General features: G+C 66.3%; 18 protein-coding genes and 4 pseudogenes. 9 read left to right on the forward strand and 13 right to left on the reverse strand.

From position 1 onward, the window contains the following. The first annotated feature begins 36 nt into the window (after positions 1-36). The 3 genes from ACETMP_RS12885 (at position 37) to ACETMP_RS12895 (ending at position 2,525) form a co-directional block, all read left to right on the forward strand. A complete protein-coding gene (locus tag ACETMP_RS12885) occupies positions 37-825 on the forward strand; it encodes an enoyl-CoA hydratase/isomerase family protein (RefSeq protein ID WP_375161218.1) in 789 nt (262 codons plus the stop codon). A 61-nt stretch (positions 826-886) separates the two neighbouring features. Beyond that, a complete protein-coding gene (locus ACETMP_RS12890; protein WP_375161219.1) occupies positions 887-1,537 on the forward strand; it encodes a peroxiredoxin-like family protein in 651 nt (216 codons plus the stop codon). Positions 1,538-1,565: 28 nt separating this feature from the next. Next, the gene (locus ACETMP_RS12895; protein WP_375161220.1) at positions 1,566-2,525 is read left to right on the forward strand and encodes a DMT family transporter; all 960 of its coding nucleotides are present in this window, start codon (positions 1,566-1,568) and stop codon (positions 2,523-2,525) included. A 25-nt stretch (positions 2,526-2,550) separates the two neighbouring features. Here ACETMP_RS12895 and ACETMP_RS12900 read toward each other — a convergent pair. The 8 genes and pseudogenes from ACETMP_RS12900 to hpaR all read right to left on the reverse strand — a co-directional run bounded on the left by ACETMP_RS12900 (position 2,551) and on the right by hpaR (position 14,657). After that, a pseudogene (locus ACETMP_RS12900) lies at positions 2,551-3,430 on the reverse strand (transglutaminase N-terminal domain-containing protein). Next, positions 3,427-5,964: a circularly permuted type 2 ATP-grasp protein gene (locus tag ACETMP_RS12905; protein ID WP_375161221.1), complete on the reverse strand. Its 2,538-nt coding sequence runs from the start codon at positions 5,962-5,964 to the stop codon at positions 3,427-3,429. The pseudogene ACETMP_RS12900 and the gene ACETMP_RS12905 overlap by 4 nt, the downstream one beginning before the upstream one ends. Positions 5,965-5,991: 27 nt before the next feature. Then, a pseudogene (locus ACETMP_RS12910) lies at positions 5,992-9,259 on the reverse strand (DUF2126 domain-containing protein). 277 nt (positions 9,260-9,536) lie between these two features. Next, positions 9,537-10,839 (reverse strand): annotated as a pseudogene (locus ACETMP_RS12915) (methyl-accepting chemotaxis protein). Beyond that, complete coding sequence (locus ACETMP_RS12920; protein ID WP_028135297.1) at positions 10,817-11,338, reverse strand: PAS domain-containing protein; 522 nt, start codon at positions 11,336-11,338, stop codon at positions 10,817-10,819. Before ACETMP_RS12920 ends, ACETMP_RS12915 begins: the two are co-directional and overlap by 23 nt. 233 nt (positions 11,339-11,571) lie before the next feature. Then, positions 11,572-13,095 carry a UxaA family hydrolase gene (locus ACETMP_RS12925; protein ID WP_375161222.1) on the reverse strand — a complete coding sequence of 508 codons (1,524 nt, stop codon included), beginning with the start codon at positions 13,093-13,095 and terminating at the stop codon, positions 11,572-11,574. A 151-nt stretch (positions 13,096-13,246) separates the two neighbouring features. Next, the gene (locus tag ACETMP_RS12930; RefSeq protein WP_257177434.1) at positions 13,247-14,023 is read right to left on the reverse strand and encodes an HpcH/HpaI aldolase/citrate lyase family protein; all 777 of its coding nucleotides are present in this window, start codon (positions 14,021-14,023) and stop codon (positions 13,247-13,249) included. 115 nt (positions 14,024-14,138) lie between these two features. Then, a complete protein-coding gene (gene hpaR, locus ACETMP_RS12935; RefSeq protein ID WP_375161223.1) occupies positions 14,139-14,657 on the reverse strand; it encodes a homoprotocatechuate degradation operon regulator HpaR in 519 nt (172 codons plus the stop codon). A 111-nt stretch (positions 14,658-14,768) separates the two neighbouring features. On the opposite strand from hpaR, the gene hpaH reads away from it, so the two are divergent. The 3 genes from hpaH (at position 14,769) to ACETMP_RS12950 (ending at position 17,706) form a co-directional block, all read left to right on the forward strand. Then, on the forward strand, positions 14,769-15,575 hold the full coding sequence (hpaH, locus tag ACETMP_RS12940; protein ID WP_375161224.1) for a 2-oxo-hept-4-ene-1,7-dioate hydratase: 807 nt from the start codon (positions 14,769-14,771) through the stop codon (positions 15,573-15,575). A 22-nt stretch (positions 15,576-15,597) separates the two neighbouring features. Next, a complete protein-coding gene (locus ACETMP_RS12945) occupies positions 15,598-15,996 on the forward strand; it encodes a 5-carboxymethyl-2-hydroxymuconate Delta-isomerase (RefSeq protein WP_375161225.1) in 399 nt (132 codons plus the stop codon). Between the two features lie 81 nt (positions 15,997-16,077). Further along, entirely contained in the window at positions 16,078-17,706 is a 1,629-nt protein-coding gene (locus tag ACETMP_RS12950) for a thiamine pyrophosphate-dependent enzyme (protein ID WP_375161226.1), read from the forward strand. On the opposite strand, the gene ACETMP_RS12955 is transcribed toward ACETMP_RS12950, so the two are convergent. From ACETMP_RS12955 to ACETMP_RS12975, 5 genes are all read right to left on the reverse strand, one after another. Continuing rightward, entirely contained in the window at positions 17,684-18,928 is a 1,245-nt protein-coding gene (locus tag ACETMP_RS12955) for an MFS transporter (protein ID WP_375161227.1), read from the reverse strand. The two genes, ACETMP_RS12950 and ACETMP_RS12955, sit on opposite strands and share 23 nt — an antisense overlap. 53 nt (positions 18,929-18,981) lie before the next feature. Further along, positions 18,982-19,635, reverse strand: a complete 654-nt coding sequence (gene alkB, locus ACETMP_RS12960) for a DNA oxidative demethylase AlkB (RefSeq protein WP_375161228.1) — start codon at positions 19,633-19,635, stop codon at positions 18,982-18,984. 9 nt (positions 19,636-19,644) lie between these two features. Continuing rightward, entirely contained in the window at positions 19,645-20,391 is a 747-nt protein-coding gene (locus ACETMP_RS12965; RefSeq protein WP_375161229.1) for a 2OG-Fe(II) oxygenase, read from the reverse strand. A 296-nt stretch (positions 20,392-20,687) separates the two neighbouring features. After that, positions 20,688-21,374, reverse strand: coding sequence for a DUF2848 domain-containing protein (locus ACETMP_RS12970; RefSeq protein WP_375161230.1), 687 nt, complete (start codon positions 21,372-21,374; stop codon positions 20,688-20,690). Then, positions 21,367-22,716 (reverse strand): amidase, encoded by a 1,350-nt coding sequence (locus tag ACETMP_RS12975; RefSeq protein WP_375161231.1) that lies wholly within the window; start codon positions 22,714-22,716, stop codon positions 21,367-21,369. The genes ACETMP_RS12970 and ACETMP_RS12975 overlap by 8 nt, the downstream gene beginning before the upstream one ends. Before the next feature lie 175 nt (positions 22,717-22,891). Between ACETMP_RS12975 and ACETMP_RS12980 the strand changes: the two are divergent. From ACETMP_RS12980 to ACETMP_RS12990, 3 genes and pseudogenes are all read left to right on the forward strand, one after another. After that, positions 22,892-23,306, forward strand: a pseudogene (locus ACETMP_RS12980) (Zn-ribbon domain-containing OB-fold protein). Between the two features lie 3 nt (positions 23,307-23,309). Further along, positions 23,310-24,449: a thiolase gene (locus ACETMP_RS12985; RefSeq protein ID WP_375161232.1), complete on the forward strand. Its 1,140-nt coding sequence runs from the start codon at positions 23,310-23,312 to the stop codon at positions 24,447-24,449. A 103-nt stretch (positions 24,450-24,552) separates the two neighbouring features. Next, the gene (locus tag ACETMP_RS12990; RefSeq protein WP_375161233.1) at positions 24,553-25,467 is read left to right on the forward strand and encodes an SDR family oxidoreductase; all 915 of its coding nucleotides are present in this window, start codon (positions 24,553-24,555) and stop codon (positions 25,465-25,467) included. Positions 25,468-25,569: the final 102 nt, after the last annotated feature.

Genomic DNA, 25,569 nt, shown 5'->3' on the forward strand with positions numbered 1-25,569 from the left:
ACAGCACCGCCGGTACGCAACGCTACGGAGATGATCATGAGCGCCGAAACCAACCCAGCGCCGGCCTATTTCAGACGCTACGCCCACCTCCGCATGAGCCGGGACGCAGACGGCATCTTGCTGGTCGAGATGCACACCAACGGCGGCCCCATCAAATTTGATGCGCGCGACCATGAAGGGTTCACGGACGCCTTTTACGAGATCGGCCGCGACCGCGGAAACAAGGTCGTCATCCTGACTGGTGTCGGCGACTACATGGCCGAAATCGACTTCGCCAGCTTCGGCAATGTCGGCGACGCCAATGTCTGGTCGAAAGTGCACGACGAAGGCACCCAGATCCTCGAGAACATCGCCAACATTCGCGTGCCGATGATTGCCGCCATCGAGGGCAAGGCGCACATCCACACCGAGTATGCGCTGCTCGCCAACGTCATCGTTGCTGCCAAGACGGCGACTTTCCACGATCTGCCGCACTTCGCCGGCGGGATCGTTCCGGGCGATGGCGTTTACACGACGTGGGCGTATCGCGCTGGAGCGGGCCGGACCGAAGCATTCCTCCTTAGCCCGCGTCCGGTCACGGCTGAGGAAGCGGCAGCATGGGGCGTCGTCAATTATCTGGCGGATGCCGGCAGTGCCGTCGCGGTCGCCCGTGATCTGGCGCAGCAATACCTCAAGCAACCCGAGGTGACGCGCCGCAATACGCGCATCCACTTCATCCAACCGCTGAAAGAGCGGATCGTCCGCGAAGTCGGGTACGGACTCGCGCTCGAAGGCGCCAGCGCCAACGCGCTCGTCCAACAGATGATGGCCGCATCCAAGACCTGAGCACCCCATCGAACAACGGCCGGCTTCAATTCTTTTGCCACGAACATTCCGGAGAACGATCATGTCCCTGCAGACCGAACTCGACACCTTCAAGACATCCTGGCGCGAGCGCGTCGGCGCTGAGACCGCGAAGCTCGTCGATGACGACAATGCGGCGCTGCAGTCCCTGGCTGATCGCGCGCTCAAGACCGGTGCACAGTTTCCGAAAAGGCAACTGCCGAATCAGATCGGTGGCACGACCGATCTCGGCGCTCTGATCGCGAGCGGCCCACTCGTTGTGACCTTCTATCGCGGCGGCTGGTGCCCGTACTGTAATCTCGAACTGCGCGCCTACCAGAAAGCGCTGCCCGAGATCACGGCGCTTAGCGCCCGCCTTGTCGCCATCTCGCCGGAGACGCCCGACAACACGTTGACGACCGCGGAGAAGAACGCGCTGAGCTTCGACGTGTTGAGTGATACAGACGGTGCGCTGGCGGATGCACTCGGCATCCGCTTCCAACTCTCGCCAGCCATCAAGGCGCTTTACCGGAAATTCGGTCACGACCTGCCGACCCGCAACGGGGACGGACAGTGGTCGCTGCCAATGCCGGCGAGCTACGTCATCGAGAGGGGCGGCCGTATCGCACTCGCGAGCGTCGATCCCGACTACCGCAACCGGATGGATCCGGCCGTAGCGCTCTCGGCGCTGCGCAAGATCGCCATCGCGGCCTGATCTCAGATCTCAAGAATAAGAGATTCTCATGAGCACGTCCCATTCTACGGTTGCTGTACCGAGCGTGCCTTCGCGGGTGGCTTTGCGCGATCGGCCGGAGGTGTGCGGCCTTGCGCTCGGCTTGCTCGCCGCGAGCATCTGGGGCTCCTATTTGGCCATGGCGCGCGCCGGTGTCTCGGCGGGTCTCCACGCCACCGACATCGCGGCGATCCGGTACGGCGTCGCAGGATCGATTATGCTGCCGTGGTTGTTGAGGCACGGCATCATGGGGATGACCGGCATGGGCATGATGAAGGGCGCCGCGCTGACACTGCTAGTCGGCCCGCTCTTCGTGATAGCCGGTGTGTCAGGCTATTCATTCGCGCCGCTGGCCCATGGTGCCGTCATCCAGCCGGCAGCGCTGACGCTCGGGTCGATCGGACTAGCATTTCTGGTCCTGGGTGATCGGCCGACGATTGCGCGCGTTGTCGGTGTCGCCATAATCCTCGCCGGGCTCGCTGTGATTGCCGGGCCTGGCTTGATGACCGGGACGGCATTGACGCCGATCGGCGACCTGCTATTCGCGGCTGCCGGCCTGATGTGGGCAGTGTTTACGGTCCTCAGCCGCCGCTGGGGCGTGTCGCCGGTCGCAGGCACCGCTGTTGTCTCGGTGCTTTCAGCAACTGTCTACGTCCCCGGATACATCCTGGTGATCGGAGCAGATCGTCTGTTGGCAGCTCCCTTGCCGATGCTCGCAGCGCAAATCCTGGTGCAAGGCGTTCTCTCAGGCGTCGTTGCTGTCATCGCTTTCTCGAAGGCTGTTCAAATTATTGGTGCCGGCCGCGCCGCGGTCTTTCCGGCCCTCGTCCCAGCCGTCGCCATCCTGATCGGCATGCCGATCACAGGCGAGGTTCCGAACAGTCTCCAGCTCGCAGGCTTGGCCCTGGTCAGCACGGGGTTGCTGGTGGCGATCGGGGTGATCGCTCTGCGCAAGCCTCGGGGTCACTGAGAAACTTCGCTGATGCGTACCCGCCCTACTCCACCTGCACCACGTCGACGGCGACGCCGAGCTTCTGCTTGGGCGAACCGACGATGATGCCGTCGACCGGCGAGACGTCGGAGAAGTCGCGCCCGACCGCGAGCACGATATGGTCGTTGCCGATCAGGAGATCGTTGGTCGGGTCGAAATCGATCCAGCCGAGCTCCGCCCCGCACCACAGCGAGACCCAGGCATGGGTGGCATCGGCGCCCTGCAGGCGCGGCTGGCCTGCCGGCGGAATGGTGCGCAAGTATCCGCTGACATAGGCCGCGGGCAGGCCGAGCCCGCGCAGCCCTGCGATCATCACATGGGCGAAGTCCTGGCAGACGCCGTGGCGGTTGTCGAACACCTCGTTCAGCGGCGTCGAGATCACCGTTGCCTTGGCGTCGTAGCGAAACTGGTTGCGGATACGATGCATCAGATCGACCGCACCTTTGAGGACGCCAGCGCCCGGTGGAAAGCTCTCGGCGGCATAGGCGCTGACCGGGCGCAACACCGGCACCAGCGGACTCGCAAAGACATAACCGATCGGCGAGGCCGGCCCGAGGCTCGTCGCTTCGAAGGCAATGTCGCGAACGCTCTCCCAGGGCGGGCTCGCGGCATCGCGCGGCGGCGGCTGACGCAACACCGAGACGCGCGAGCGCGAGATCGATCCGTAAGTTGCGATGCGCGGCCTGGATCACGATGCTCTCGGTCAGCGTGCCGAAGAAATCGTGCCGCGCATTGCGCTCGGCAGGGCGCGGACGGATCTCGACCTTGTGCGAGATCAGCTCCTGGCCGCCGCCGCTGCGCGGCTCCAGCCGCAGCGTGCAGCGGGCGAAGCTGACGGGACTCTCATATTCGTAGGTGGTGACGTGACGGATGTCGTAGATCACGCCAGCCCCGTCAGCTTTTCCGGCCGGGCGGCATTGGGGCCATGCGGGAAGTAGTGCTGCCCGATCGCATCCGCGAGGCCGAGCAGATCCTGCTCCAGCGCGAACAGCATCTTGACCTCGAGCTTCTCGGCCTCTGCCGTTGCCAGCATCGCCTGCATCGCCATCGCGAGCCGCTGCGGCTTCTCGATCAGACCGTGCTCCTTCAGGCTCGGCAGCGCTTCGATGTGCTCGTTCAGCGTCGCCACCTGGAACGCCACCGAGCGCGGATTAAAGGGATCGAGCACGGCGAGGTCGCGCACCGGCGCCAGCAGCGGCGCCAGCAGATAACGCGAGCGGTAGGTGATCTGGCAATCCACCAGCGTCAGCAGGATGTCGAGGTCCTCGTCGCCGGCCTCGTCATAGGCGAACTGCCGCGTGAAGCGCGTGGTGTTGATGGCACGCTCGATGCGGCGGCCGATGTCGAGGAAGCGCCAGCCGGCGGCGCGGTTCATGTTCTCCTGCGCAAGGCCCGCGAAGCTCGCCAGCTCCTGCAAGGTCAGCTCGGCCGCGCTCAGCACGCTGTCGTCGTCCTCGACCTCGTAGGCAAGGCGCTCGGCCATCTCGGTGATGACCTGCCAGGCATCCGGCGACAGCCGCTCGCGCAAGGATGTCGCCGTGCGCTGCGCCGCGCGCACCAGCGACAGCGCCGAGCCGAAACGAGCCTCGCTCTGCAGCGCTTCGGCCACGATGCGCCCTGCGGCCGCGCGCGAGGTCTGCGAGACCGCGCCCCAGGCCACCAGCAGGCGCTGGATGCGTTCGGCCGATTGCACCGAGGCCGCCGTGCCCTTGTTGGGCCCGCTCGGCGAGCCCAAAGCGCGCACGAGGCGCAGCGTCGCCTCGGCGCGTTCGAGATAGCGGCCGAGCCAGAACAGATTGTCGGCGGCGCGGCTCGGCAGCACGCCGGCGATGCGGCGGATGCGCACCTTGTCGGTCGCCGGCAGCAAGCTTGCGGTCGAGACCTGCTTGTCGGAGACGACCCAGACGTCGGCGGCACGGGCACCGTCGCCCATCGACACCGCGCGCGCGTCCGGCTGCTCGGCGATGCGGCAGAAGCCGCCGGGCATGATGGCCCAGCCGTCCGGCGTCGCCGCAGCGAACACGCGCAGCACGAAGGGACGCGGCGTGATCTGGCCCTGTTCCCACACCGGCATGGTCGAGAGCCGGACCACCTCCTGGCCGACATAATCCATGCCGCGCGCGGCGATGGCATCGATCAGGCGCTGGCGGCCGCCCGCATCGAGCTCGCTCGCGAGCACCGGACCGCTCTGGTCGAAGCCGGGCACGCCGCGCCCATAGGCGCCTTCGATCGCGACCTCGTCGAGCCGCGCCAGCACCTCCTCGCGCGCGACGCGCTGGCCGCACCACCAGGTCGCGATATGCGGCATCTTCAGCTCCTCGCCGAGCAGGCGGCGGCTGAGCGCCGGCAGGAAGCCGAGCAGCGCCCGCGCCTCCAGGACGCCGGAGCCCGGCATGTTGGCGACCACGACGCCGTCCTTGCGCAGCACGTCGATCAGGCCGGGCACGCCGAGATGCGAGGACGCATCGAGCTCGAGCGGATCGAGCGAGTTGGAATCGACCCGGCGCAGCAGCACGTCGAGCCGCTTGAGGCCGGCGACGGTGCGGATGTGGATGCGGTTGTCGCTGACGGCGAGATCGTCGCCCTCGACCAGCAGGAAGCCGAGATAGCGCGCCAGCGTCGCATGCTCGAAATAGGTCTCGCTGAAGCTGCCCGGCGTCAGCACGCCGATGCGCGGCTCGTCACGGTCGGCACGCGCGCGAAGACTGTCGCGAAAGGCTTCGAAGAACGGTGCGACCCGCGGCACGTTCATCGACTTGTAGAGATCGGAAAAGGCGCGCGAGAGCACCAGGCGGTTCTCCAGCGCGTAGCCCGCGCCCGACGGCGCCTGGGTGCGGTCGCCGAGCACCCACCAGCGGCCGTCGGGCCCACGGCCGACATCGGCGGCATAGAGCGACAGATAGCGCCCGCCCGGCGGCGGCACGCCGCAGACGGGACGGAGGTATTCGGGGCTGCCGGCGATCGCGGCCGCGGGCAGCGCGCCCTCGGCGACCAGGCGTCCCTCGCCATAGAGGTCGCGCAGCACGCGTTCGAGCAGCTCGGCGCGCTGGCTGATGCCGGCGCAGAGCTGCTGCCAGTCGGCCTCGTCGATCAAAAGCGGCAGGTGGCTGATCGACCAGGGCCGGTCGGCGCTGTCGCCGGGAGCCCGGTAGGTGACGCCGGCCTCGCGGAGGTGGCGGTCGGCCATGCCGAATCGCCGCTCGATCTCGTCGGGCGCGAGCGCGCCGAAGGCCTCGAAGAAGCGGCTCCAGACCGCGCGCGGGGCGCCGTCGGGCCCTAAGAACTCGTCGGGAATGCCGGGCAGGCGGCGATAGTCGCGGACCCATTGCGCGAAGCGGCGCTGGCCGTCACGCTGGCCCTCACGAGGTCCTGGCGCCCTACCCGCCTTGTCGTCCTGTTCGGCTGCGCCCTCGGCCATCCGCCTCTCCCTGCCCCACCATCATACTCATTGCAGGAGCGGGGTCCGCAAGTCGAGGGTCAGGGGGAACTCATTTGTGCGCTCCTCCGGCGGTGGCTGGATGGGCCCCGGCGTATGGCCGTGGTCCTGGAAGCGCGCCAGACGCCGCGCCTCGGCTTCATAGGTGTTGACCGGCTTGGTGTCGTAGCTGCGCCCGCCCGGATGGGCGACATGGTAGACGCAGCCGCCGAGCGAGCGGCCGTTCCAGCTGTCGATCAGGTCGAAGGTCAGCGGCGCGTGGACCGGAATGGTCGGATGCAGGCCGGAAGCCGGCTGCCAGGCCTTGAAGCGGACGCCGGCCACGGCCTCGGCCGAGCGGCCGGTCGAGGTCATCGGCAGGCGGCGGCCGTTGCAGGTGACGATGTGGCGGCCCTCGACGAACCCCTCCGCCTTGACCTGGAGCCGCTCGACCGATGAATCGACATAGCGCACGGTGCCGCCGGCCGAGCCCTCCTCGCCCAGCACGTGCCAGGGCTCCAGCGCCTGGCGCAGCTCCAGCGTCACGCCGCCATGATGGACGCGGCCGAAGGCGGGAAAGCGGAATTCGAGCTGCGCCAGATACCATTCCGGCTCGAAGGGGTAACCGAACTGCCTGAGCTCGGAGAGCACGTCCAGAAAATCGTCCCAGATGAAATGCGGCAGCATGAAGCGGTCATGCAGCGCGGTGCCCCAGCGCACGAACTTGCCGTGTTGCGGCTCGCGCCAGAATTTTGCGATCAGCGCGCGGATCAAGAGCTGCTGCGCCAGCGACATGCGCGGGTCCGGCGGCATTTCGAGCGCGCGGAATTCGACGAGGCCGAGCCGGCCGGTCGGCCCCTCCGGCGAATAAAGCTTGTCGATGCAGATCTCGGCGCGGTGGGTATTGCCGGTGATGTCGACGAGCAGATGCCGGAACAGGCGGTCGACCAGCCACAGCGGCGCCTGCGTGTCCGGCGGCGGCACATGCGAGAGCGCGACCTCGAGCTCGTAGATGCTGTCGTGACGGGCTTCGTCGATGCGCGGCGCCTGGCTGGTCGGGCCGATGAACAGGCCGGAGAAGAAGTAGGACAGCGAGGGATGCCGCTGCCAATACAGGACAAGGCTCTTGAGCAGATCCGGCCGGCGCAGGAACGGCGAGTCCTGCGGGCTCGAGCCGCCGACCACGACGTGGTTGCCGCCGCCGGTGCCGGTGTGGCGGCCGTCGACCAGGAAGCGGTTGGCGCCGAGGCGAACCTTGCCGGCATCCTCGTAGAGGCCGGTGGTGATCTCGACCGCCTCGCGCCAGTTCTTCGCCGGCTGGATGTTGATCTCGATGACACCGGGATCGGGCGTCACCTTGATCACCTCGATGCGCGGATCGAACGGCGGCGGATAGCCTTCAACATGGACGGGGAGCTGCACCTCCTCGGCGGTGGCTTCGAGCACGGCGACCAGCTCGAGATAATCCTCGATGCGCTCGACCGGCGGCATGAAGGCGCAGATGACGCCGTCGCGGACTTCCACCGACAGCGCGGTGCGCACCGGGACGGAGGTGTTGAGCTGCTCGGGCGCGGCCCGCGGCGGGGTTTCCGGGCGCGCGGCAAGCGTGAACACGGGCAGCTTGTCTCGCGCCTCCATCGGATCCTGTTCGACGATGTAGGGATATTGGTTGGGCGGCACGTATCCGAGCGAGCCGAGCGGCAAGCGCAGGCCGAGCGGCGAATCGCCGGGCATCAGGAACAAATGGTTGCGCCGGAGAGCCCAGCGCTCGCTGCGCCAGCGCGGCGGCGCATTCCAGCGCTGCACCGGCAGCACGAAGCCGCGCGGCGTATTCAGCCCTTCGTCGAACACGCGCGCCATGCGCGCGCGCCTCCGGATCGGACAGCTTGGAGTCGGTGGGATCGACGTTGACGGGAAGCTCGGCTTCCTTCTGGAGCCAGTAGGCCGTGTCCTCGTAAGCCGGGATGATGTAGCCCGGGTCGAGCCCGAGCCGTGCTGCGGTGGCCTCCATGAAGGTTGCGGCTTGCCTCACCTCGGCGCGCCGCGGATTTTCGATGCTGGCGATCAGGTCGGCGTTGTTCCAGATCGGCACGCCGTCCTTGCGCCAGTACAAGCCGAAGGCCCAGCGCGGCAGGCTCTCGCCCGGATACCATTTGCCCTGGCCGTAATGCAGAAGACCGCCCGAGCCGAAGCGCGCGCGCAGGCGGCGGATCAGCTCGTCGCCCAGCGCGCGCTTGGTCGGGCCGACCGCTTCCGTATTCCACTCCGCCGCTTCGAGATCGTCGACCGAGACGAAGGTCGGCTCGCCGCCCATGGTGAGCCGTACGTCCGCGCTCGCGAGGTCGCCGTCGACCTGCTCGCCGAGATCGTTGAGCCGCGCCCAGGATTCGTCGGAGAAAGGCTTCGTGATGCGCGGCGCCTCGCGGATCCGCTTCACGCTCATGTCGAAGGCGAACTCGACCTCGGCAAAGCCGGCCCCGCCCGAAATCGGCGCCGCCGAGCGATAATGCGGCGTGGCGGCGACCGGGATGTGGCCCTCGCCCGCGAGCATGCCGGAGGTCGCGTCGAAGCCGATCCAGCCGGCGCCGGGCAGATAGACCTCGGCCCAGGCATGCAGGTCGGTGAAGTCGTTCTCCACCTCCGGCGGCCCTTCGATCGGATCGATGTCGGGGCGGATCTGGACGAGATAGCCGGAGACGAAGCGCGCGGCGAGCCCGAGATGGCGGAAGGTCTGGATCAGCAGCCACGCGGAATCCCGGCATGATCCGGCGGACGAGGCGAGCGTCTCCTCCGGCGTCTGCACGCCCGGCTCCATCCGGATGATGTAGCGGATCTTCTTCTGCAGCTCGCGATTGAGCTCGACCAGGAAGTTGACGGTGTTCGGAGCCTCCTGCGGGATCGAGTCCAGATATTTCGCAAACAGGCGATCGGGCTTCACCGTCTCGAGATACGGCGCCAGCTCGGTCTTGAGATCCTTCGGGTACTCGAACGGAAAGCTGTCGGCGTACGGCTCGACGAAGAAGTCGAACGGATTGACCACCGTCATCTGCGCGGTGAAGTCGACCTCGATCTTCAATTCGGTGGTCTTCTCGGGGAAGACGTAGCGGGCGAGCCAGTTGCCTTGCGGATCCTGCTGCCAGTTCACGAAATGATTGGAGGGCGTGACCTTGAGCGAATAGCTCAGGACCGGCGTGCGCGTATGCGGCGCCGGGCGCAGGCGGATGGTCTGCGGACCGAGGTCGATCGGGCGGTCGTATTTGTAGTGCGTGACGTGATGCAATGCGACGTAGATCGACACGGGGTGCGGTGCTCCAGCAGCTTTTTTGAGCAGAACACCTGATGTGGGTGCGATCAAGCACTAACAACGGGCAGCGCGTGCCTAGGAAGTATCCCGGGTACACCGTAGGCCGGATGGCGCGCCACATGTGCAGCATCGTAGGGTGGGCAAAGGCGCGCTCTTGCGCGTCGTGCCCAGGTCTTCCGTTGCGTGGGCACGGCGCAAGTGCGCCTTTGCCCACCCTACGATTCCGAGTCAGCGGATTGAGCCCGTTCCATCTCGCTGCGATCGCGCGGCCTTACGCCGCCGAGGTCAGCCGCTGCAGGAACTGCGTTACCTCGCGGCGGAGCGTCTCGACTTCGCCGTGGACGCGCTCGGAGGCGCTGTTGACGCGGCTGGCGACGCGGCCCGTATCGGCGGCGGCTTCGCTGATGCCCGAGACGTTGGAGGAGACCTGCGAGGTGCCGGCGGAGGCCTCGTGGACGCTGCGGGCGATCTCGCGTGTCGCGGAGCCCTGCTGCTGGATGGAGGCCGCAATGCTCGCGGTGATGCCGTCGATCTCGGCGATGGTCTGGGCGATCGCCTCGACAGCCGCGACCGAATTGGTCGTCGATTGCTGCATCTCGCCGACCTTGGCGCTGATCTCCTCGGTCGCCTTCGCAGTCTGGTTGGCGAGACTCTTGACCTCGGAGGCGACGACCGCGAAGCCGCGGCCGGCTTCGCCTGCCCGCGCCGCCTCGATCGTGGCGTTGAGCGCCAGAAGGTTGGTCTGCGAGGCGATCTCGCTGATCAGCTTGACGACGTCGCCGATCCGCAGCGCGGCCTCCGCGAGAGCGAATCTCGTTGCCGGCGCGATTGGCTTCCTCGACGGCGCGACCGGTGCTCGCGGTCGAGCCGGCCACCTGGCGGCTGATCTCGGCGATCGAAGATGCGAGTTGCTCCGCGGCGCTCGCCACCGTCGCAACGTTGCTCGAGGCCTGCTCGGACGCGCTGCGCATGCCGGAGGTCTGGCGGCTGGTCACCTCCGCCGCGGCCGCCATCTGGCCGGCGTCGGATTCCAGATCGGTCGCGGCGCTCATGAGGCTGCCGGCAACCTCGTCGAGATGCGTGCCGAACTGATTGGCGAGGCCGGCGATCTCGACGACGCGGCGGCCGAGGCTGTCGGTACCGGTATTGATCACGGTGGCCGAGCGGCGGAACGAGCCGGGCAGTCCGCGCGCGAGGATCTTGCGGAAATACTTGCCGCGGCTGGCATAGTCCATCGATGCCGAAGCCTCGCGGACGAAGGCGTCGGTGATGTCGAGCATGTCGTTGACCGACTTCTGGATGGCGCCGATCCGCCCGGCCTGCCGCTCGCTCAGGATCCGCGCCTCGAGATCGCCGCGCGCCGCCTTGCGGCAGACATCGGCGACCTCATCGACGGCCACCGCCGTGCGATGCTGATACCAGAGGGCGTAGCCCAGCAGCGCGAGCGTCGCGCCCAGCAGCGCGGCGCTGGTGATTCCGTTCCAACCGAGCAGCGAGACGACGAATGCGACGGCGGCAACAACACAGGCGAGCGCGGTCGCTCCCTGCGCCTTAGAGAGAGAGCACAAATTCATCGTAGGCGACACCGTTTTGCTTGAGCAGGCCGACCATCATGTCGAAGCTCGCACGCATGCCGTCCTTGGCATTGGCGTGACGCGCCTCTTCCGCGCAGAGCGCCTTGTAGATCGGCTTGATTTTCTCGACCGGCGCCGGATCGGGCCTGCGTCGATTGGAATGATATCCGATGATGTTGCCGCGATCGTCGAAGGTCGGGGTGACGTGGGCGAACACCCAATAATGGCTGCCGTCCCCGGCGAGATTGACGACGTAGGCGAAGATTTCCTGCTTGGCCTGGAGCGTGTCCCACAGCAGCTTGAACACGCAGCGCGGCATGTCCGGATGGCGGATCAGGCTGTGGGGCGCACCCATCAGCTCCTTCCAGGGGTATTTTGCCATGCGGAGAAAGACGTCATTGGCGTAGGTGATGCGGCCTTTGAGGTCGGTCTTCGATACGATCAGTTCCTCCTCACCGAGGAGATGTTCCACCCCAGTAGGACGTATCGCCTGCATCACTTCGATCCTCGACAAAGGGCGGGCCCCACCACGTTGTGGAACCGCATCGCCTCCTGTCTAGGCCAACAATGTTAACCAGATGTAAGCCGGGAAAGTCCCGAATGAGGCGTCTGCCTCCGGATCATTACTTAGCGTCAGTAAAATACCGACAACCACACGCATTGCTGAAGCCGTCGCGAACGCCCGCCTGCGTCTTGTGATTGCGTCGGTGCCGCGCGGCGCGCCTGGCGCGATTACATCGTCGCGCCAAGCACCCAGGGCGCGAACTCGGCGCCGCCGAAATCGAAGCTCTCGCTCTTGGTCGGCCGCCCCGAAGCCGTCTCGAGGATGAGATCGAAAATGCGCCGACCGCATTGCTCGACGCTCTCCTCGCCTTCGAGGATGGTGCCGCAATTGACGTCCATGTCCTCTTCCATGCGCTTGTACATGGGCGTGTTGGTGGCGAGCTTGATCGAGGGCGCCGGCTTGCAGCCGAACACGCTGCCACGGCCCGTGGTGAAGCAGACCAGATTGGCCCCGCCGGCGACCTGGCCGGTGGCGGCGACCGGATCGTAGCCGGGCGTGTCCATGAACACGAAGCCCTTCTTGGTGATGGGCTCGGCGTAGCGCAGCACCTCGACGAGGTTGGTGGTGCCGGCCTTGGCCATCGCGCCGAGCGACTTCTCCAGAATGGTGGTGAGGCCGCCGGCCTTGTTGCCGGGACTCGGATTGGCGTTCATCTCGGCGCCTTCGCGCGCCGTGTATTCGTCCCACCAGCGCATCAGGTCGACCAGCTTCTCGCCGACCTCGCGGCTGACGGCGCGGCGCGTCAAGAGATGCTCGGCGCCGTAGGTCTCCGGTGTCTCCGACAGGATCACGGTGCCGCCGTGACGGACGATGAGATCGCTGGCGGCGCCGAGCGCAGGATTGGCCGACACGCCGGAATAGCCGTCCGAGCCGCCGCATTGCAGTGCCACGGTGAGCTCGCTCGCCGGCACGGTTTCGCGCTTGACCTTGTTGGAATCGGCCAGCGCCTCGCGCACGAAGGCGATGCCGGCTTCGACGGTCTTGCGGGTGCCGCCGACCTCCTGGATGTCCATCGCGCGCAGGCGGCCGGCGAGCTTCTGCTCTTCCATCAGGCCGCCGATCTGGTTCACCTCGCAGCCGAGGCCGAGCACGATGACGTGAGAGAAATTGACGTGGCGCGCATAGCCGCCGAGCGTGCGGCGGAGCAGCGTCAGCGGCTCATTCTGCGTCATGCCGCAGCCGGTCTTGTGGGTCAGCGCGACCACGCCGTCGACATTGGGGAAATCGGCCAGCGGGTTGTCGCCGGTGAAGGGATTCTTCTTGAAGACGTCGGCGACCAGGCTTGCGACATGCGCGCTGCAATTCACCGAGGTGAGGATGCCGATATAATTGCGCGTGGCGACGCGGCCGTCCGGGCGGCGGATGCCTTCGAAAGTCGCCGGCAGGTCGAAATTCGGCGTCGGCTTGACGTCGACGCAATAGGCATAGTCCTTGGAGAAATCGCCCATGCCGCAATTCTGCACGTGCACGTGCTGGCCCGGCGCGATGGCCTGCGTGGCAAAGCCGATGATCTGACCGTAGCGCTTGACCGGCTCGCCCATTGCGATCGGCTTGATCGCGACCTTGTGGCCGGAGGGAATGCGCTCGACCGTGGTCACGCCGTCGGCCACCGATGTTCCCGGCGGCAGGCTGGCGCGCGCGATCACCACGCCATCATCGGGATGCAGGCGGATGACGGGGCTGATGGTCATGAGAGTCTCCTTTATCGAAACCATCGTGCCCCGGACGCAGCGCAGCGTGAAACGATGCGCTGCTGAGCCGGGGCCCATGTCGTCGAAAGCTTCTGGGTCCCGGCTCTGCGAAGCGGTGCTACGCACCGCATCGCGTCCGGGACACGAGAGCTTACGCCTTGCCGCCCGCATCCTTGCGGGTCGCATTGACCTGCATCTTGGCGTAGGTGGTCATCAGGCCGACCTCGTTCGAGAGCGTCACCAGCTTGAAGCCCATGTTGATGGCGCGCGCTGCGCCTTCGGCGCCGCTGCAATGGATGCCGGGATTGAGGCCGCGCTTGCCGCATTCCTTGATGATCTTCTCGTAGATCGCGAGGATCTCGGGCTCGCTGCGGTCGAGCTTGGGCTCGAGGCCATAGGAGAAGCCGAGATCGGACGGGCCGATATAGACGCCGTCGATACCCTCGACATCGAGGATCGCTTCCATGTTCTCGACCGCGGTCCGCGTCTCCATCATCGGCAGCAGCACGATCTCGTCGTTGGCCGTCTTCTGGTAGGAGCCCGCGGTGCCGTACATGCCAGCGCGGATCGGACCGTTGGAGCGCACGCCCTTCGGCGGATATTTGGCATAGGAAACGAGGTTTCTGGCTTCCTGCGGCGTGTTGACCATCGGGCAGATCACGCCATAGGCGCCGCCGTCGAGCACCTTGCCGATGATGCCGGGTTCGTTCCAGGGCACGCGGACCATCGGCGTGATCGGATGCTTGTCCATCGCCTGGAAGCACTGCACCATCGACAGATAGTCCTGCACGCCATGCTGCATGTCGACGGTGACACTGTCGAAGCCGCATTGCGCGATCATCTCGGCCGAGAAGCCGGAGGGAATCGCAAGCCATGCGTTGACGACGGCCTTGCCCGACTTCCAGATCTCTTTGACTTTGTTCGCCACGTTGCCTTTCCTTCCCTGTTGCGCTCACTCGGCGCGGATCGGATTGGGCCGCACTTTGAGCGAAAAAAAGCGTCAATGTCCATGGCTCTCGCCGTGCCCGCACGCATATCTGGTGTCATCCCTCCGCGAGGGTGTCATCCGCGCTTCCGAGCCCGGCAAGACTATGTTCGAGCTCGCCCAGCATGTCCTGCAGTTCGGCGAGCTTGTGTGCCCCAAAGCGTCGCGTGATCTCGGCGTAGATCGCCTCCGAATTCGGCGCCACGGCGGCCATCAGCTTCACCCCTTCTTTCGAGATCGAGACCATGCTGCGGCGCTGGTCCGCTTTCGCCGTCTTGCGCTCGATCAGATTGCGCGCTTCGAGATCGCGCAGGATGCGCGACAGGCTCGGTCCGAGCAGGAACGCCGTGCGCGCGAGTTCCGTGACCTCCACCGCTTCGATCGCCGCCAGCGCGCGCAGGATACGCCATTGCTGCTCGGTCAGGCCGTGCTGGCGCAGCGAGGGCCGAAACTGTCGCATCACGGCCTCGCGGGCCCGCAGCAGCGACATCGGCAGCGAGCGCGAGAAATCGCGCATCGGCACCTGCCGTGCGACGGGCACGCTTCCATTCGCTGGATCAACCGGCTTTTTCACCATGGTGCCCTTTCAAACCGCGGCAAGTTTGCGGTGCAGCAAACCGGAACGGGGTTTGACGCATTCATTTAACATGTTAAGCATCTCCCCGCACCTCAATTTGTAAGATGGCAAATGGCGCTTTCCGACGACGATATCCAAGCTTGCGCGAGGCGTCTGCACCAGGCGGAGAGCACCCGCACGCAGATCCGGCAGCTCTCGCAGGATTTCCCTGATATCACCATCGCCGACGCCTACGCGATTCAGAAGGCCTGGGTCGACGTCAAGATCGCGGAGGGGCGCATCGTCAGGGGCCACAAGATCGGCCTGACCTCGAAGGCGATGCAGAGCGCGCTCAACATCGACGAACCGGATTCCGGCGTGCTGCTCGACGACATGTTCTTTGCCGACGGCGGGATCATTCCGACCGCGCGCTTCATCGCGACGCGGGTCGAAGCCGAGCTCGCCTTCGTCATGAGCAAGCGCCTTTCAGGCCCGCACTGCACGCTGTTCGACGTGCTCAACGCCACCGACTTCGTCGTGCCGGCACTGGAAATCCTGGACACGCGGATCGAGCGCGTCGATCCCAAGACGAAAGCGACGCGGAAGATTTTCGACACCATTGCCGACAACGCGGCGAATGCCGGCATCGTACTCGGGGGCCGACCGATCCGCCCGCTCGAGGCAGACCTGCGCTGGATCGGCGCGCTGTGTTTCAAGAACGGTCAGCTCGAGGAAACCGGCCTTGCCGCCGGCGTGCTCAATCATCCCGCGACCGCGGTCGCCTGGCTCGCCAACAAGATCGCGCCGCTTGGGCTGGCGCTCGAGCCGGGTCAGGTCGTGCTTGCGGGCTCCTTCATCCGTCCGATCGAGACCCGCAAGGGCGACACAATTCAGGCCGATTATGGCGCCTACGGCTCGGTCAGCTGCTACTTCGCTTAAGAGGCATAACGAGGAAACCGCGATGCCGCATTTCACGATCGAATATTCGGCCAATCTCGACGGCCGGCTCGATATGAAGCTGGTGTGTGAGGTGGTGCGCAAGGCAGCCAGCGAGACCGGCATCTTCCCGCTCGGCGGCATCCGCGTGCGCGCCATCCGGTGCGAGCATTATGCGGTCGCCGACGGCAGGCAGGACTACGCCTTTCTCGACATGGTGCTGCGCATCGGAGAGGGCCGCGACCTCAAGACGCGGCAGCAGGCCGGCGAGCACGTTTTCCAGGCGCTCTCTCGCTATCTCGATTCGGTCTTTGCCGCCGGCAAGTTCGCCCTGTCGTTTGACATGCAGATCAACGACAAGGACACCAGCTGGAAGCGGAACAACATTCATGACGCCCTGAAGGCGGAAGTCCAAGCGGGCTGATGTTGCTCGAAGCCGCGGGCGGGTTCTGCCAAACTGGCGGCGGCGAGGATTCCTGAATTTCAATTGAAGTGGATGAGCGCAATGACCACCCTCACCGGCGGCGAAGCAATCGTAAGCGGCCTGGTCGCCCACGGCGTCGATACCGTGTTCGGCCTGCCCGGCGCGCAGGTCTACGGCCTGTTCGACGCCTTCCACCAGGCCCAGCTCAAGGTGATCGGTGCACGGCACGAGCAGGCCTGCGGCTACATGGCGTTCGGCTATGCGCGCTCCAGCGGCAAGCCCGGCGTGTTCAGCGTGGTGCCCGGCCCCGGCGTGCTCAACGCCAGCGCGGCGCTGCTGACCGCGTTCGGCTGCAACGAGCCGGTGCTGTGCGTCACCGGCCAGGTGCCGACGCAGTTTCTGGGCAAAGGCCGCGGCCATCTGCACGAGATGCCGGATCAGCTCGCGACCTTGCGGACCTATGTGAAATGGGCCGACCGCATCGAATATCCCGGCAACGCGCCGACGATCGTCGCGCGCGCGTTCCAGGAGATGATGTCGGGACGGCGCGGCCCGGCCTCGGTCGAGATGCCCTGGGACGTCTTTACCCAGCGCGCGGATACGGCCCCGGCGCAGGTGCTGGAGCCCCTGCCCGCCCCGCACCCCGACCCCGATCTGGTGAGGCAGGCGGCCGCGCTGATCAAGGCCAGCAAGGCGCCGATGATCTTCGTCGGCAGCGGCGCGATCGAAGCCGGCGAGGAGATCCTCGAGCTCGCCGAGATGATCGATGCGCCCGTCGTCGCCTTCCGCAGCGGGCGGGGCATCGTCTCCAACGCGCACGAACTCGGCCTGACCATGGCCGCGGCCTACAAGCTCTGGCCGGCAACAGATTTGATGATCGCAATCGGCACCCGCGCCGAGTTGCCGACATCCGGCTTCCGCTGGCCCTACCAGCCGAGTGGGCTGAAATCCATTCGGATCGATATCGACCCGGTCGAGATGCGCCGGGTCGTGGTCGATGCCGCCATCGTCGGCGATGCCAAGGCCGGAACGGCAGATCTCGTCACGGCGGTGAAAAAGGCCGGCTACGCGCGGACCCGGGGCCGGCGGGAGGCGATCCGCGAGGCGACCGCGACCGCGCAAGCCGAGATCCAGCGCATCCAGCCGCAGATGGCCTATCTCGACATCCTGCGCGAGGTGCTGCCGGCGAATGCGATCGTGACCGACGAATTGTCTCAGGTCGGTTTCGCCTCCTGGTACGGTTTTCCGGTCTACCAGCCCCGCACCTTCATCACCTCGGGCTATCAGGGCACGCTCGGCTCGGGCTTTCCGACCGCACTCGGCGCGAAAGTCGCCAATCCCGACAAGCCCGTGGTCGCCATCACCGGCGACGGCGGCTTCATGTTCGGCGTGCAGGAGCTTGCCACGGCCGTGCAGTTCAACATCGGCGTGGTGACGCTGGTGTTCAACAACAATGCCTACGGCAATGTCCGCCGCGACCAGCGCGAACGCTTCGACGGCCGCGTGGTGGCGTCCGACCTCGTCAATCCGGATTTCGTCAAGCTCGCGGAATCGTTCGGCGTTGCGGCTGCGCGCGTCACCGCGCCGGATCAGTTCAAGGCCGTGCTGGAGAAGGCGCTCGGCCACAGCGGACCATATCTGATCTCGGTGGAAGTGCCGCGGGATTCGGAAGTCAGTCCCTGGGCGTTCATCCACCCGCCGAAGCCTTGAGACCGGACCGGCCCTGCAGTCGCGCCGCTGCGATCACCAGCAGGCCGGCGCCCGCGACCGACCAGCAGGCGACCGGCGTCCAGTGCAGCAACGGGGCATATTCCGGCATCTTCTGCAGACCGCCGGCGACGGCCGCCATGCGCGCAAACGTGCCGAGCGCGAGTGCGGAGAAGACCAGCCCCGTGACCTTGCCTTCCGCGCCGGTCGAGCCGATCGCGAGCGCCGCCGAGACCGCGCTCATGAGCATGCAGCCCCAGGCGGCGCCGGCGAGAAACTGCGCCGCGATCAGCGTGTTGAGGCCGCCGGCAAGCTCCGCCGCCGCGACCGCGACCGCGCCGAGCAATCCGGCTGCGCCCATCACGATCAGGCCGCCGCGATGCCTGACGACGAGGCTCGCCGGGAACATCGCAATGTTGAAGCCGATCCAGAACACCGGCATCAGCCATTGCAATTCACCGGGGGCGGCGAACCGCAAGTAGGACGGCGCGCTGTTCACGGCGAAGTGCAGCTGGTAGCCGAGGGCGAGCGCGACCATGGCGACGATGAAGGCGATCGGAACGAGGCCGAGCGGTTTTGCCGCCTCGTCCCGGCTGGGCGGCGCGGTATCGCGCGCCACGTCATGCTCGATGCGGGACAGGCCGAGCGCCGTCAATAGCAGCACCACGCTCGAGATCACGAACGGCAACCGCGCATCGTGCTCGCGCAGCACGACGCCAAGATAGGGCGAGACCGCGCCGGCGACGCCGTAGCCGAGCATCGCCAGCGCTGCGAGAAACGGCACCTGCGGCTTGGCGCGGTATTTGCCGAGCAGGGTCAGCGGCGGCGCGCGCAGCGCGGACGATGCGATTGACCAGACCACGATCAGCACGATGAACCAGACCTGTGCGCCTGCACCGATGCCGGCGACGAAGGGCAGCGCGACGAAGGCGGCGCAAGAGATCGCCGCCAGCACACCGACGAACAGGCCGAGCCTGCCGACGACGGGTGCAAGCTTGTCGGCCGCGATCCCCATCGCGGTATCGGCGATGGTGAAGATCGCCTGGTCCAGCATCAGGATGAGGATCACGGCTGATGGCGCGATGCCGACCTCGGCGGCGAGCTTCGGCAGGTAGACGACATAGGTCGTCCAGCCCAGCGTGAACACGAGTTGCAGCACGGCCAGATAGACTCCGGTGCGCGATGCGCTCGTGCTCGCCCCGCTCGAGACCTGTGCAGATGTCATGGCGCCGCCCCCTCGCGGAAGCTTAGACGACAGCGATGCCTCTTGGGAATGCCTCAGAGCACCTTGCGGAAGGTCAGATTGATCCGCCGCCGTCCGAGCAGCGCGTGCTCGCCCTCGGCGAGCGGCGCCACGCCGTGATAGGCGAGCCTGCTCGGCCCGCCCCAGACCACGACGTCGCCATGGACAAGCCGGAAGCGGCGCGGCTTGTCGCTGCGCGCCATTCCGCCGAACAGAAAGGTCGCGGGCAGCCCGAGCGAGACCGAGACGATCGGCGCCGCATAGTCCAGCTCGTCCTTGTCCTGATGCAGCGACAATCGGGTGCCGGGCTCATAGCAATTGACGAGGCAGGCGTCGGGCGCAAAGTCTTGAAAACCGCCCTGCTCCGCCGCGCGGCGGGCGAGATCCCGGAAGACAGGCGGCATCGCCGGCCAGGGCGCACCGGTGCGCGGATCGACGGGATCATAGCGGTAGCCGGTGTGATCGGTGATCCAGCCGCGCTCGCCGCAATTGGTCATCGCCACCGACATCAGGTGGCCACCGGGCGTGGTCATCCGCCGAAACGGGGATTGCGCCACGATGGTGCGCACGGCGTCGATCAGCTCGCTCTCGATCGGCGTGACGAAGCCGCGCAGCAGCACGGCGCCATCGGCGATCTCCTCGCGCGACGGCTGCGCCTCGGCGACGCTGTCGAACAGATCAGACGTCAATGCCTGCGCTCATTTCGCATCATGAAAGATCACACCCAGCGTGTGGCGTTGGCCGGACCTGATCCGGCTGACACCATGGCGCAGATTGACACGATAGGTACCGCGCGTCCCCTGCACCGGGCGATGGTGCACGGCGAAGGCGACCGCATGGCCCTGTGCCAGCGGCACAACCTCGGCGCGGGACTGCATGCGCGGGCGCTGCTCGGTCAGCACGAACTCGCCGCCGGTGAAATCGCGGCCCGGCTCCGACAAGAGGATCGCGACCTGGATCGGAAACACGTGCTCGCCATAGAGATCCTGGTGCAGGCAATTGTAGTCGCCGGCCCCGTATTGCAGCAGCAACGGCGTCGGCCGCGTCTGCCCCGCCTCGTGGCAGCGCTTCAGGAATGCCGCATGGCTGTCGGGATAGCGGATGTCGGTCCCCATTGCCTCGTTCCAGCGATTGGCGACGGGTTGAAGATGTGCGTACAGGGCCGGCCGCAATTGCGCGATCAGATCGGGCAGCGGATAGGCGAAATATTTGTACTCGCCGCGGCCGAAGCCGTGACGGCCCATGACGATGCGGCTGCGAAAGTGCGCGTCATCGGGATAGAGCGCGGCGACGGCGCGGCATTGCTCGGGCGTCAGCAGGCCCTTCAGGATGGCACAGCCCTGGGCGTCAAGCTCGGCGGTGATCTGCGGCCAATCGAGGGCGTCGACGTGGGCGGCGAGGTCGACCTCAGAGTCTGGTGCGGCAACCCGTTTGGCAATGGCCATAGCGATATCCTGTCCACATCCGTCATTCCGAGGCGCGTCCTCTTGGGCACGAGCCCGGAATCCATACTCCCGATCGTGGTTATGGATTCTCGGGGTGCGCAATTGCGCACCATAGCTCGCGACTTTGTCGCGCCCCGGAATGACGGGGTGTGGCAGATCGCGGCCGCTGCCACCACCCGATTTCCGATGACTCTCTCCCCGTCATTGCGAGGAGCCCTTGCGACGAAGCAATCCAGACTGGTTCCACGGAGAGACCCTGGATTGCTTCGCTTCGCTCGCAATGACGCGAAGAGAGATCAGCCCCTCACCGGCAACGTCACCACGTCATAACCATGCCTGATCGTGCGCTTCAGCACGGGGTCTTCCAGCTCGAAGTCGAAGCGGTCGGCGGGGCGGATGCCGCCTTTGGCGGCGAAGGTGCCGCCGAACATGGCGCAGCCGTCGGGGAACTTGCCGCCGTCAAAGCCGCGGGCGATGAGGTCCTTGACCGGCAGCATCGCGTCCAGCGTGCCCTCCTGGTAGAGCACGCGCTCGCCCCTGATGGTGGCGTAGGAGCGCAGGATCATCTTGTCCCAATGGCCGATGACGTCCTCCAGCTCCCACAGCGTGGAGGCGATCGGCTTGTCGCACATCTGCTTCGACACCGTGACGTTGTAGGCCTCGACCTTGCGGTCGGTGTGGTCGGAGCCGCAACCGACGAAGATGCGGCCCTGCCAGCCGATCAGCACGAACTCGACCTCGCCGCTGGAATCGCCGCCAGTGCATTCGATGCTGTCGTCCTGGGTCAGCCGCCGTGCCGAGGCGCGGTAGTAGATCGGGGTCGAGGCCGGCGGAGCGATGCCCATCTCCTGCAGCTCTTTGATGTGCTTGTCGCGCGCGACCGGATCGCGGCCGGTCCAGCCGGCGATGACCATCTGGTCGATCGGCAGCGTCAGCGGCGTGGTGGTCCCCCGGGCGTCGACGGTGAAAGTGAGGTCAAACACGAATGACGGCCTCCATGCCGGCGGCAAGTTCGAAGATACGGCGGTCCGACCCGCCGGCGCCCGCCAGCATCAGGCCGATCGGAACGTCGCCCTGGCGATGCGCAGGGATCGAGATGGCGCAGCCGTCGATCATGTTGATCAGGGTGCAGTTGCGCAGCGCGCGCAGGTTCTGCGTGGTGAACGCCTTGTCGTCGGCGAGGTCGGCGATCTTCGGCGGCGTGTTCGCGGTGGTCGGCAGCACCAGCGCGTCATAAGGCGCGATGCGCGCATTGACGCGGGCAATCAGCGAACGACGCTCGTTGAGGAGATCGATGTAGTCGGCCGCGCTCTGCGCCTCGCCGCGCATGATGCGGACGGATACGCGGGGGTCGTAGACGTCGCCCTTGGCGGTGATGAGATAGCGATGCCAGGCATAGCTCTCGGATGCGGCAAAGCCGCCCTTGGCATTCATCGGGCCGATCTCGTGGAATTCGGCCATCTCGATGCGCTCGATGATAGCGCCGTGATCGGCCAGCGACTTCAGCGCGCGCTCGAAGGTCTCGGCGACCGCTGCGTCGAGATCGTCGAGCGCGATCGTGGTCGGCACCGCCAGCCGCATGCCCTTCACGGGACGCGGCTTCAGCGCGGCGATCGGCTCGTTCGCGAGCACGGCATCGAGAATGGCACAGCAGCTGACCGATCGCGCCAGCGGCCCGATGCTGTCGAGCGAGAACGACAGCGGCACCGAACCGTCGAGCGGCACGCGACGCTGCGTCGGCTTGTAGCCGACGATGCCGTTATAGGCCGCCGGAATCCGGCAGGAGCCGCCGGTGTCGGTGCCGAGCGCGCCATGCGCCATGCCGTCGAGCACGGACACCGCCGCGCCCGAGGAGGAGCCGCCGGGCACGTGCCCCTCGGCCCGGTTCCAGGCCCCCTTCGGCGTGCCGTAGTGTGGATTGATGCCGATGCCGGAGTAGGCGAACTCGGTCATGTTGGTGCGGCCGATCACGACGAAACCGGCCCTGCGCAGCCGCGCCACCGTCGCCGCATCCTGCTCGGCCGGCGGGGAATCGTCGAGGGCGCGGGAGCCTGCGCGCGTCACCTGGCCCTTGATGTCGAAGAGATCCTTGATCGAGACCGGAATGCCGGCATAGCGCGACGGCGCGGCCTTCACCTTGCGCAAGCCGTCCATCGCATCGGCCGCCGCCAGCGCGGCGTCCTTGTCGACATGGATGAAAGCGCGCTGGCCTTCGCCTGCGGGATCGGCAATCCTGGCGATGCACGCCTCGACCAGCTTGCGGGCGGTGGTACGGCCGCTTTCAAGGTCCTCGGCGAGCTTCGCCAGTGTCGGAAAATCGGGCATGTCTGTCTCACGGAATATTGGCGCGCGCAATCTATAGCGCTGGCTCAGTTCGACACAAGCATTGTGCGCATGATGGCATGCATGCGTATTGCTGGACCGTTGACGCACCATGGTCGATTGTCGCATCAAGATCGAAACAGGCGGGCGCCAAGCCCGTCTTGGAGGAGCCGCCGAGATGGCCGAACCGCAGCGCGCGCGACCGAAACCGACGCCGGAGACCCAGCATTTCTGGGACGGCACCAAAGCCGGCGAATTGCGCCTGCAGCGCTGCGACGCCTGCGCGCATGTCTACTTCCCGCCGCGCCCGTTCTGCCCGTCCTGCGCCTCGCGCAAGGTCAGCATTTTCAAGGCGAGCGGCAAGGGCTTCCTCTACAGCTACGTGATCAACCACCGTCCCGCTGCGCCCGGCTTCACGCCGCCTTACGCGATCGCCGTGGTCGAGCTCGACGAGGGCCCGCGGATGATGAGCAACATCATCGACTGCCCGCAGACCCCCGAAGCGCTCGAGCTCGACATGAAGCCTCGAGGTCGCCTTCGAGGCGCTCGACGACAAGATCACCCTTCCCGTCTTCCGTCCGGCGAAAGGGTAGGCCATGCGCAGGAACCAAGTTGCCGTCGTCGGCGCCGCCGAGACCACCGAGCTCGGAATCATCCCGAACGCCTCGCAGCTGCAGCTGCACGCGGATGCCGCGCTCAACGCCATCGCGGATGCCGGGCTGAAGCTCTCCGACATCGACGGCTTTGCCACCGCGGTCGAGACCCCGCAGCAGGTCTGCCATTATCTCGGCATCAAGCCGACCTGGGTCGACGGCACCTCCGTCGGCGGCTGCTCCTTCATGCTGCACGTTCGCCATGCCGCTGCCGCGATCGAGGCCGGTCTGTGCAAGACCGTGCTGATCACCCATGCCGAGAGCGGCAAGTCGATGATCGGCAAATTGCCGCGCTCGACCCCGCCGGACAGCCTCAACGGCCAGTTCGAGGCTCCTTTCGGCGTCTATGGGCCGCCCAGCATGTTCCCGATTCCCGTGCTGCGCTTCATGAAGACCTACGGCATCACCCACGAGCAGCTTGCTTCGGTGGCCGTGGTGCAGCGGGAATGGGCGGCGAAGAATCCGCGTGCGATGATGAAGGACCCGATCACGGTCGCCGACGTCCTGAATTCGCGCATGATCGCCTACCCGTTCCGCCTGCTGCAATGCTGCCTCGTCACCGACGGCGGCGGCGCGCTGATCCTGACCTCGGCCGACCGCGCCAGGGATTTTCCGCGGAAACCGGTCTACATCATGGGCACCGGCGAGAGCGTGGAGACGCCGATGGTCAGCCAGATGGAGACCTTCAACTCCTCGCGCGCGTTCAAGACCGCGGGGCCCCTGGCCTTCAAGGAGGCCGGCATCGCGCATGAGGACGTCGACCATCTCATGATCTATGATGCGTTTGCGCATCTGCCGCTGTTCGGCCTCGGCGACCTCGGCTTCATGCCCTATGAGGAGACCGGAAAGTTCATCGCGGACGGCAATACGCGGCCCGGGGGCAAGCTGCCGCTCAACACCAATGGCGGCGGATTGAGCTACATGCATTCGGGCATGTACGGCATGTACGCGCTGCAGGAGAGCGTGCGGCAGATGCGCGGGATTGCGCCGGCGCAGGTAGCCAACGCCAAGATTTCGGTGTGCCACGGCGTCGGCGGCATGTTCGCGGCAAGTGGCACGATCGTGTTTACGAACGAGAGGTAGCTAACCGTCATTCCGGGGGCGCGCAAAGCGCGAACCCGGATCTCGAGATTCCGGGTCTGGTGCTTCGCACCATCCCGGAATGACGGACAACAGGAGAATCCCCATGAGCAAATCACTGCAGGACAAGGTCATCATCGTCACCGGCGCAGGCCGCGGCATCGGGCGCGAGATCGCGCTCTTGTGCGCGGCGGAAGGCGCCAAGGTCGTCGTCAACGATCCCGGCAGCGCCGCCGACGGCGCAGGCGCAAACGCGGCGCCGGCCGAGGAGGTGGTCGAGGAGATCAAGAAGCGGGGCGGCACGGCCGTTGCGAACTTCGAGAGCGTCGCGGAAGCGATTCCGGCCAGCAAGATCGTGAAGACCGCGACCGATCATTTCGGCCGGCTCGACGGCGTCGTCAACAATGCCGGCATCCTGCGCGACATGATCTTCCACAAGATGAGCGTCGAAGCGTTCGAGGCGGTCATCAAGGTGCATCTGATGGGCTCGTTCTATGTCAGCCACGCCGCGGCGCGGATCTTCCGCGAGCAGGAGTCGGGCTCCTTTGTGCACTTCACCTCGACCTCGGGCCTGATCGGCAATTTCGGCCAGGCCAACTACGCCGCGGCCAAGCTCGGCATCGTCGGGCTCTCCAAGTCGATCGCGCTCGACATGGGCCGCTTCAACGTCCGCTCCAACTGCGTCTCGCCGTTCGCCTGGACGCGGATGATCGGCACCATCCCGACCGAGACCGAGGCCGAGAAGGCGCGCGTCGAGAAGATCAAGCAGATGGGGCCTGAGAAGATCGCCCCGCTCTGCGGCTATCTGCTCGGCGATTCCGCCAAGGACGTCACCGGGCAGATCTTCGGCGTGCGCATGAACGAGATCTTCCTGTTCAGCCAGAACCGGCCGATCCGCTCGGTGCAGCGGAGCGAAGGCTGGACGCCGCAATCGATCGCCGAGCACGGCATGCCGGCGCTGGCGGGCTCGTTCTACAAGCTCGACCGCTCCGCCGACATCTTCACCTGGGATCCGGTCTAGCCGCTCTTGCTGCATTTGCGATCTCCGGTTGTCCGGCCGGAGATCGCCCGCTTTACGCCCGATTGCGGGCGGATGGTTTGCTCCCAACAAAAAAACGGGAGG

Source organism: Bradyrhizobium dasycarpum (assembly GCF_042019905.1).
GTDB lineage: Bacteria > Pseudomonadota > Alphaproteobacteria > Rhizobiales > Xanthobacteraceae > Bradyrhizobium > Bradyrhizobium japonicum_B.

Coding starts and splice junctions, on each gene's coding strand:
- ACETMP_RS12890 (WP_375161219.1), top strand. CDS start 887: ATGTCCCTGCAGACCGAACTCGACACCTTCAAGACATCCTGGCGCGAG.
- hpaR (WP_375161223.1), bottom strand. CDS start 14,657: ATGGTGAAAAAGCCGGTTGATCCAGCGAATGGAAGCGTGCCCGTCGCA.
- ACETMP_RS12990 (WP_375161233.1), top strand. CDS start 24,553: ATGAGCAAATCACTGCAGGACAAGGTCATCATCGTCACCGGCGCAGGC.
- ACETMP_RS12945 (WP_375161225.1), top strand. CDS start 15,598: ATGCCGCATTTCACGATCGAATATTCGGCCAATCTCGACGGCCGGCTC.
- ACETMP_RS12985 (WP_375161232.1), top strand. CDS start 23,310: ATGCGCAGGAACCAAGTTGCCGTCGTCGGCGCCGCCGAGACCACCGAG.
- ACETMP_RS12950 (WP_375161226.1), top strand. CDS start 16,078: ATGACCACCCTCACCGGCGGCGAAGCAATCGTAAGCGGCCTGGTCGCC.
- ACETMP_RS12895 (WP_375161220.1), top strand. CDS start 1,566: ATGAGCACGTCCCATTCTACGGTTGCTGTACCGAGCGTGCCTTCGCGG.
- ACETMP_RS12885 (WP_375161218.1), top strand. CDS start 37: ATGAGCGCCGAAACCAACCCAGCGCCGGCCTATTTCAGACGCTACGCC.
- ACETMP_RS12965 (WP_375161229.1), bottom strand. CDS start 20,391: ATGGCCATTGCCAAACGGGTTGCCGCACCAGACTCTGAGGTCGACCTC.
- ACETMP_RS12925 (WP_375161222.1), bottom strand. CDS start 13,095: ATGACCATCAGCCCCGTCATCCGCCTGCATCCCGATGATGGCGTGGTG.
- hpaH (WP_375161224.1), top strand. CDS start 14,769: ATGGCGCTTTCCGACGACGATATCCAAGCTTGCGCGAGGCGTCTGCAC.
- ACETMP_RS12905 (WP_375161221.1), bottom strand. CDS start 5,964: ATGGCCGAGGGCGCAGCCGAACAGGACGACAAGGCGGGTAGGGCGCCA.
- ACETMP_RS12955 (WP_375161227.1), bottom strand. CDS start 18,928: ATGACATCTGCACAGGTCTCGAGCGGGGCGAGCACGAGCGCATCGCGC.
- ACETMP_RS12975 (WP_375161231.1), bottom strand. CDS start 22,716: ATGCCCGATTTTCCGACACTGGCGAAGCTCGCCGAGGACCTTGAAAGC.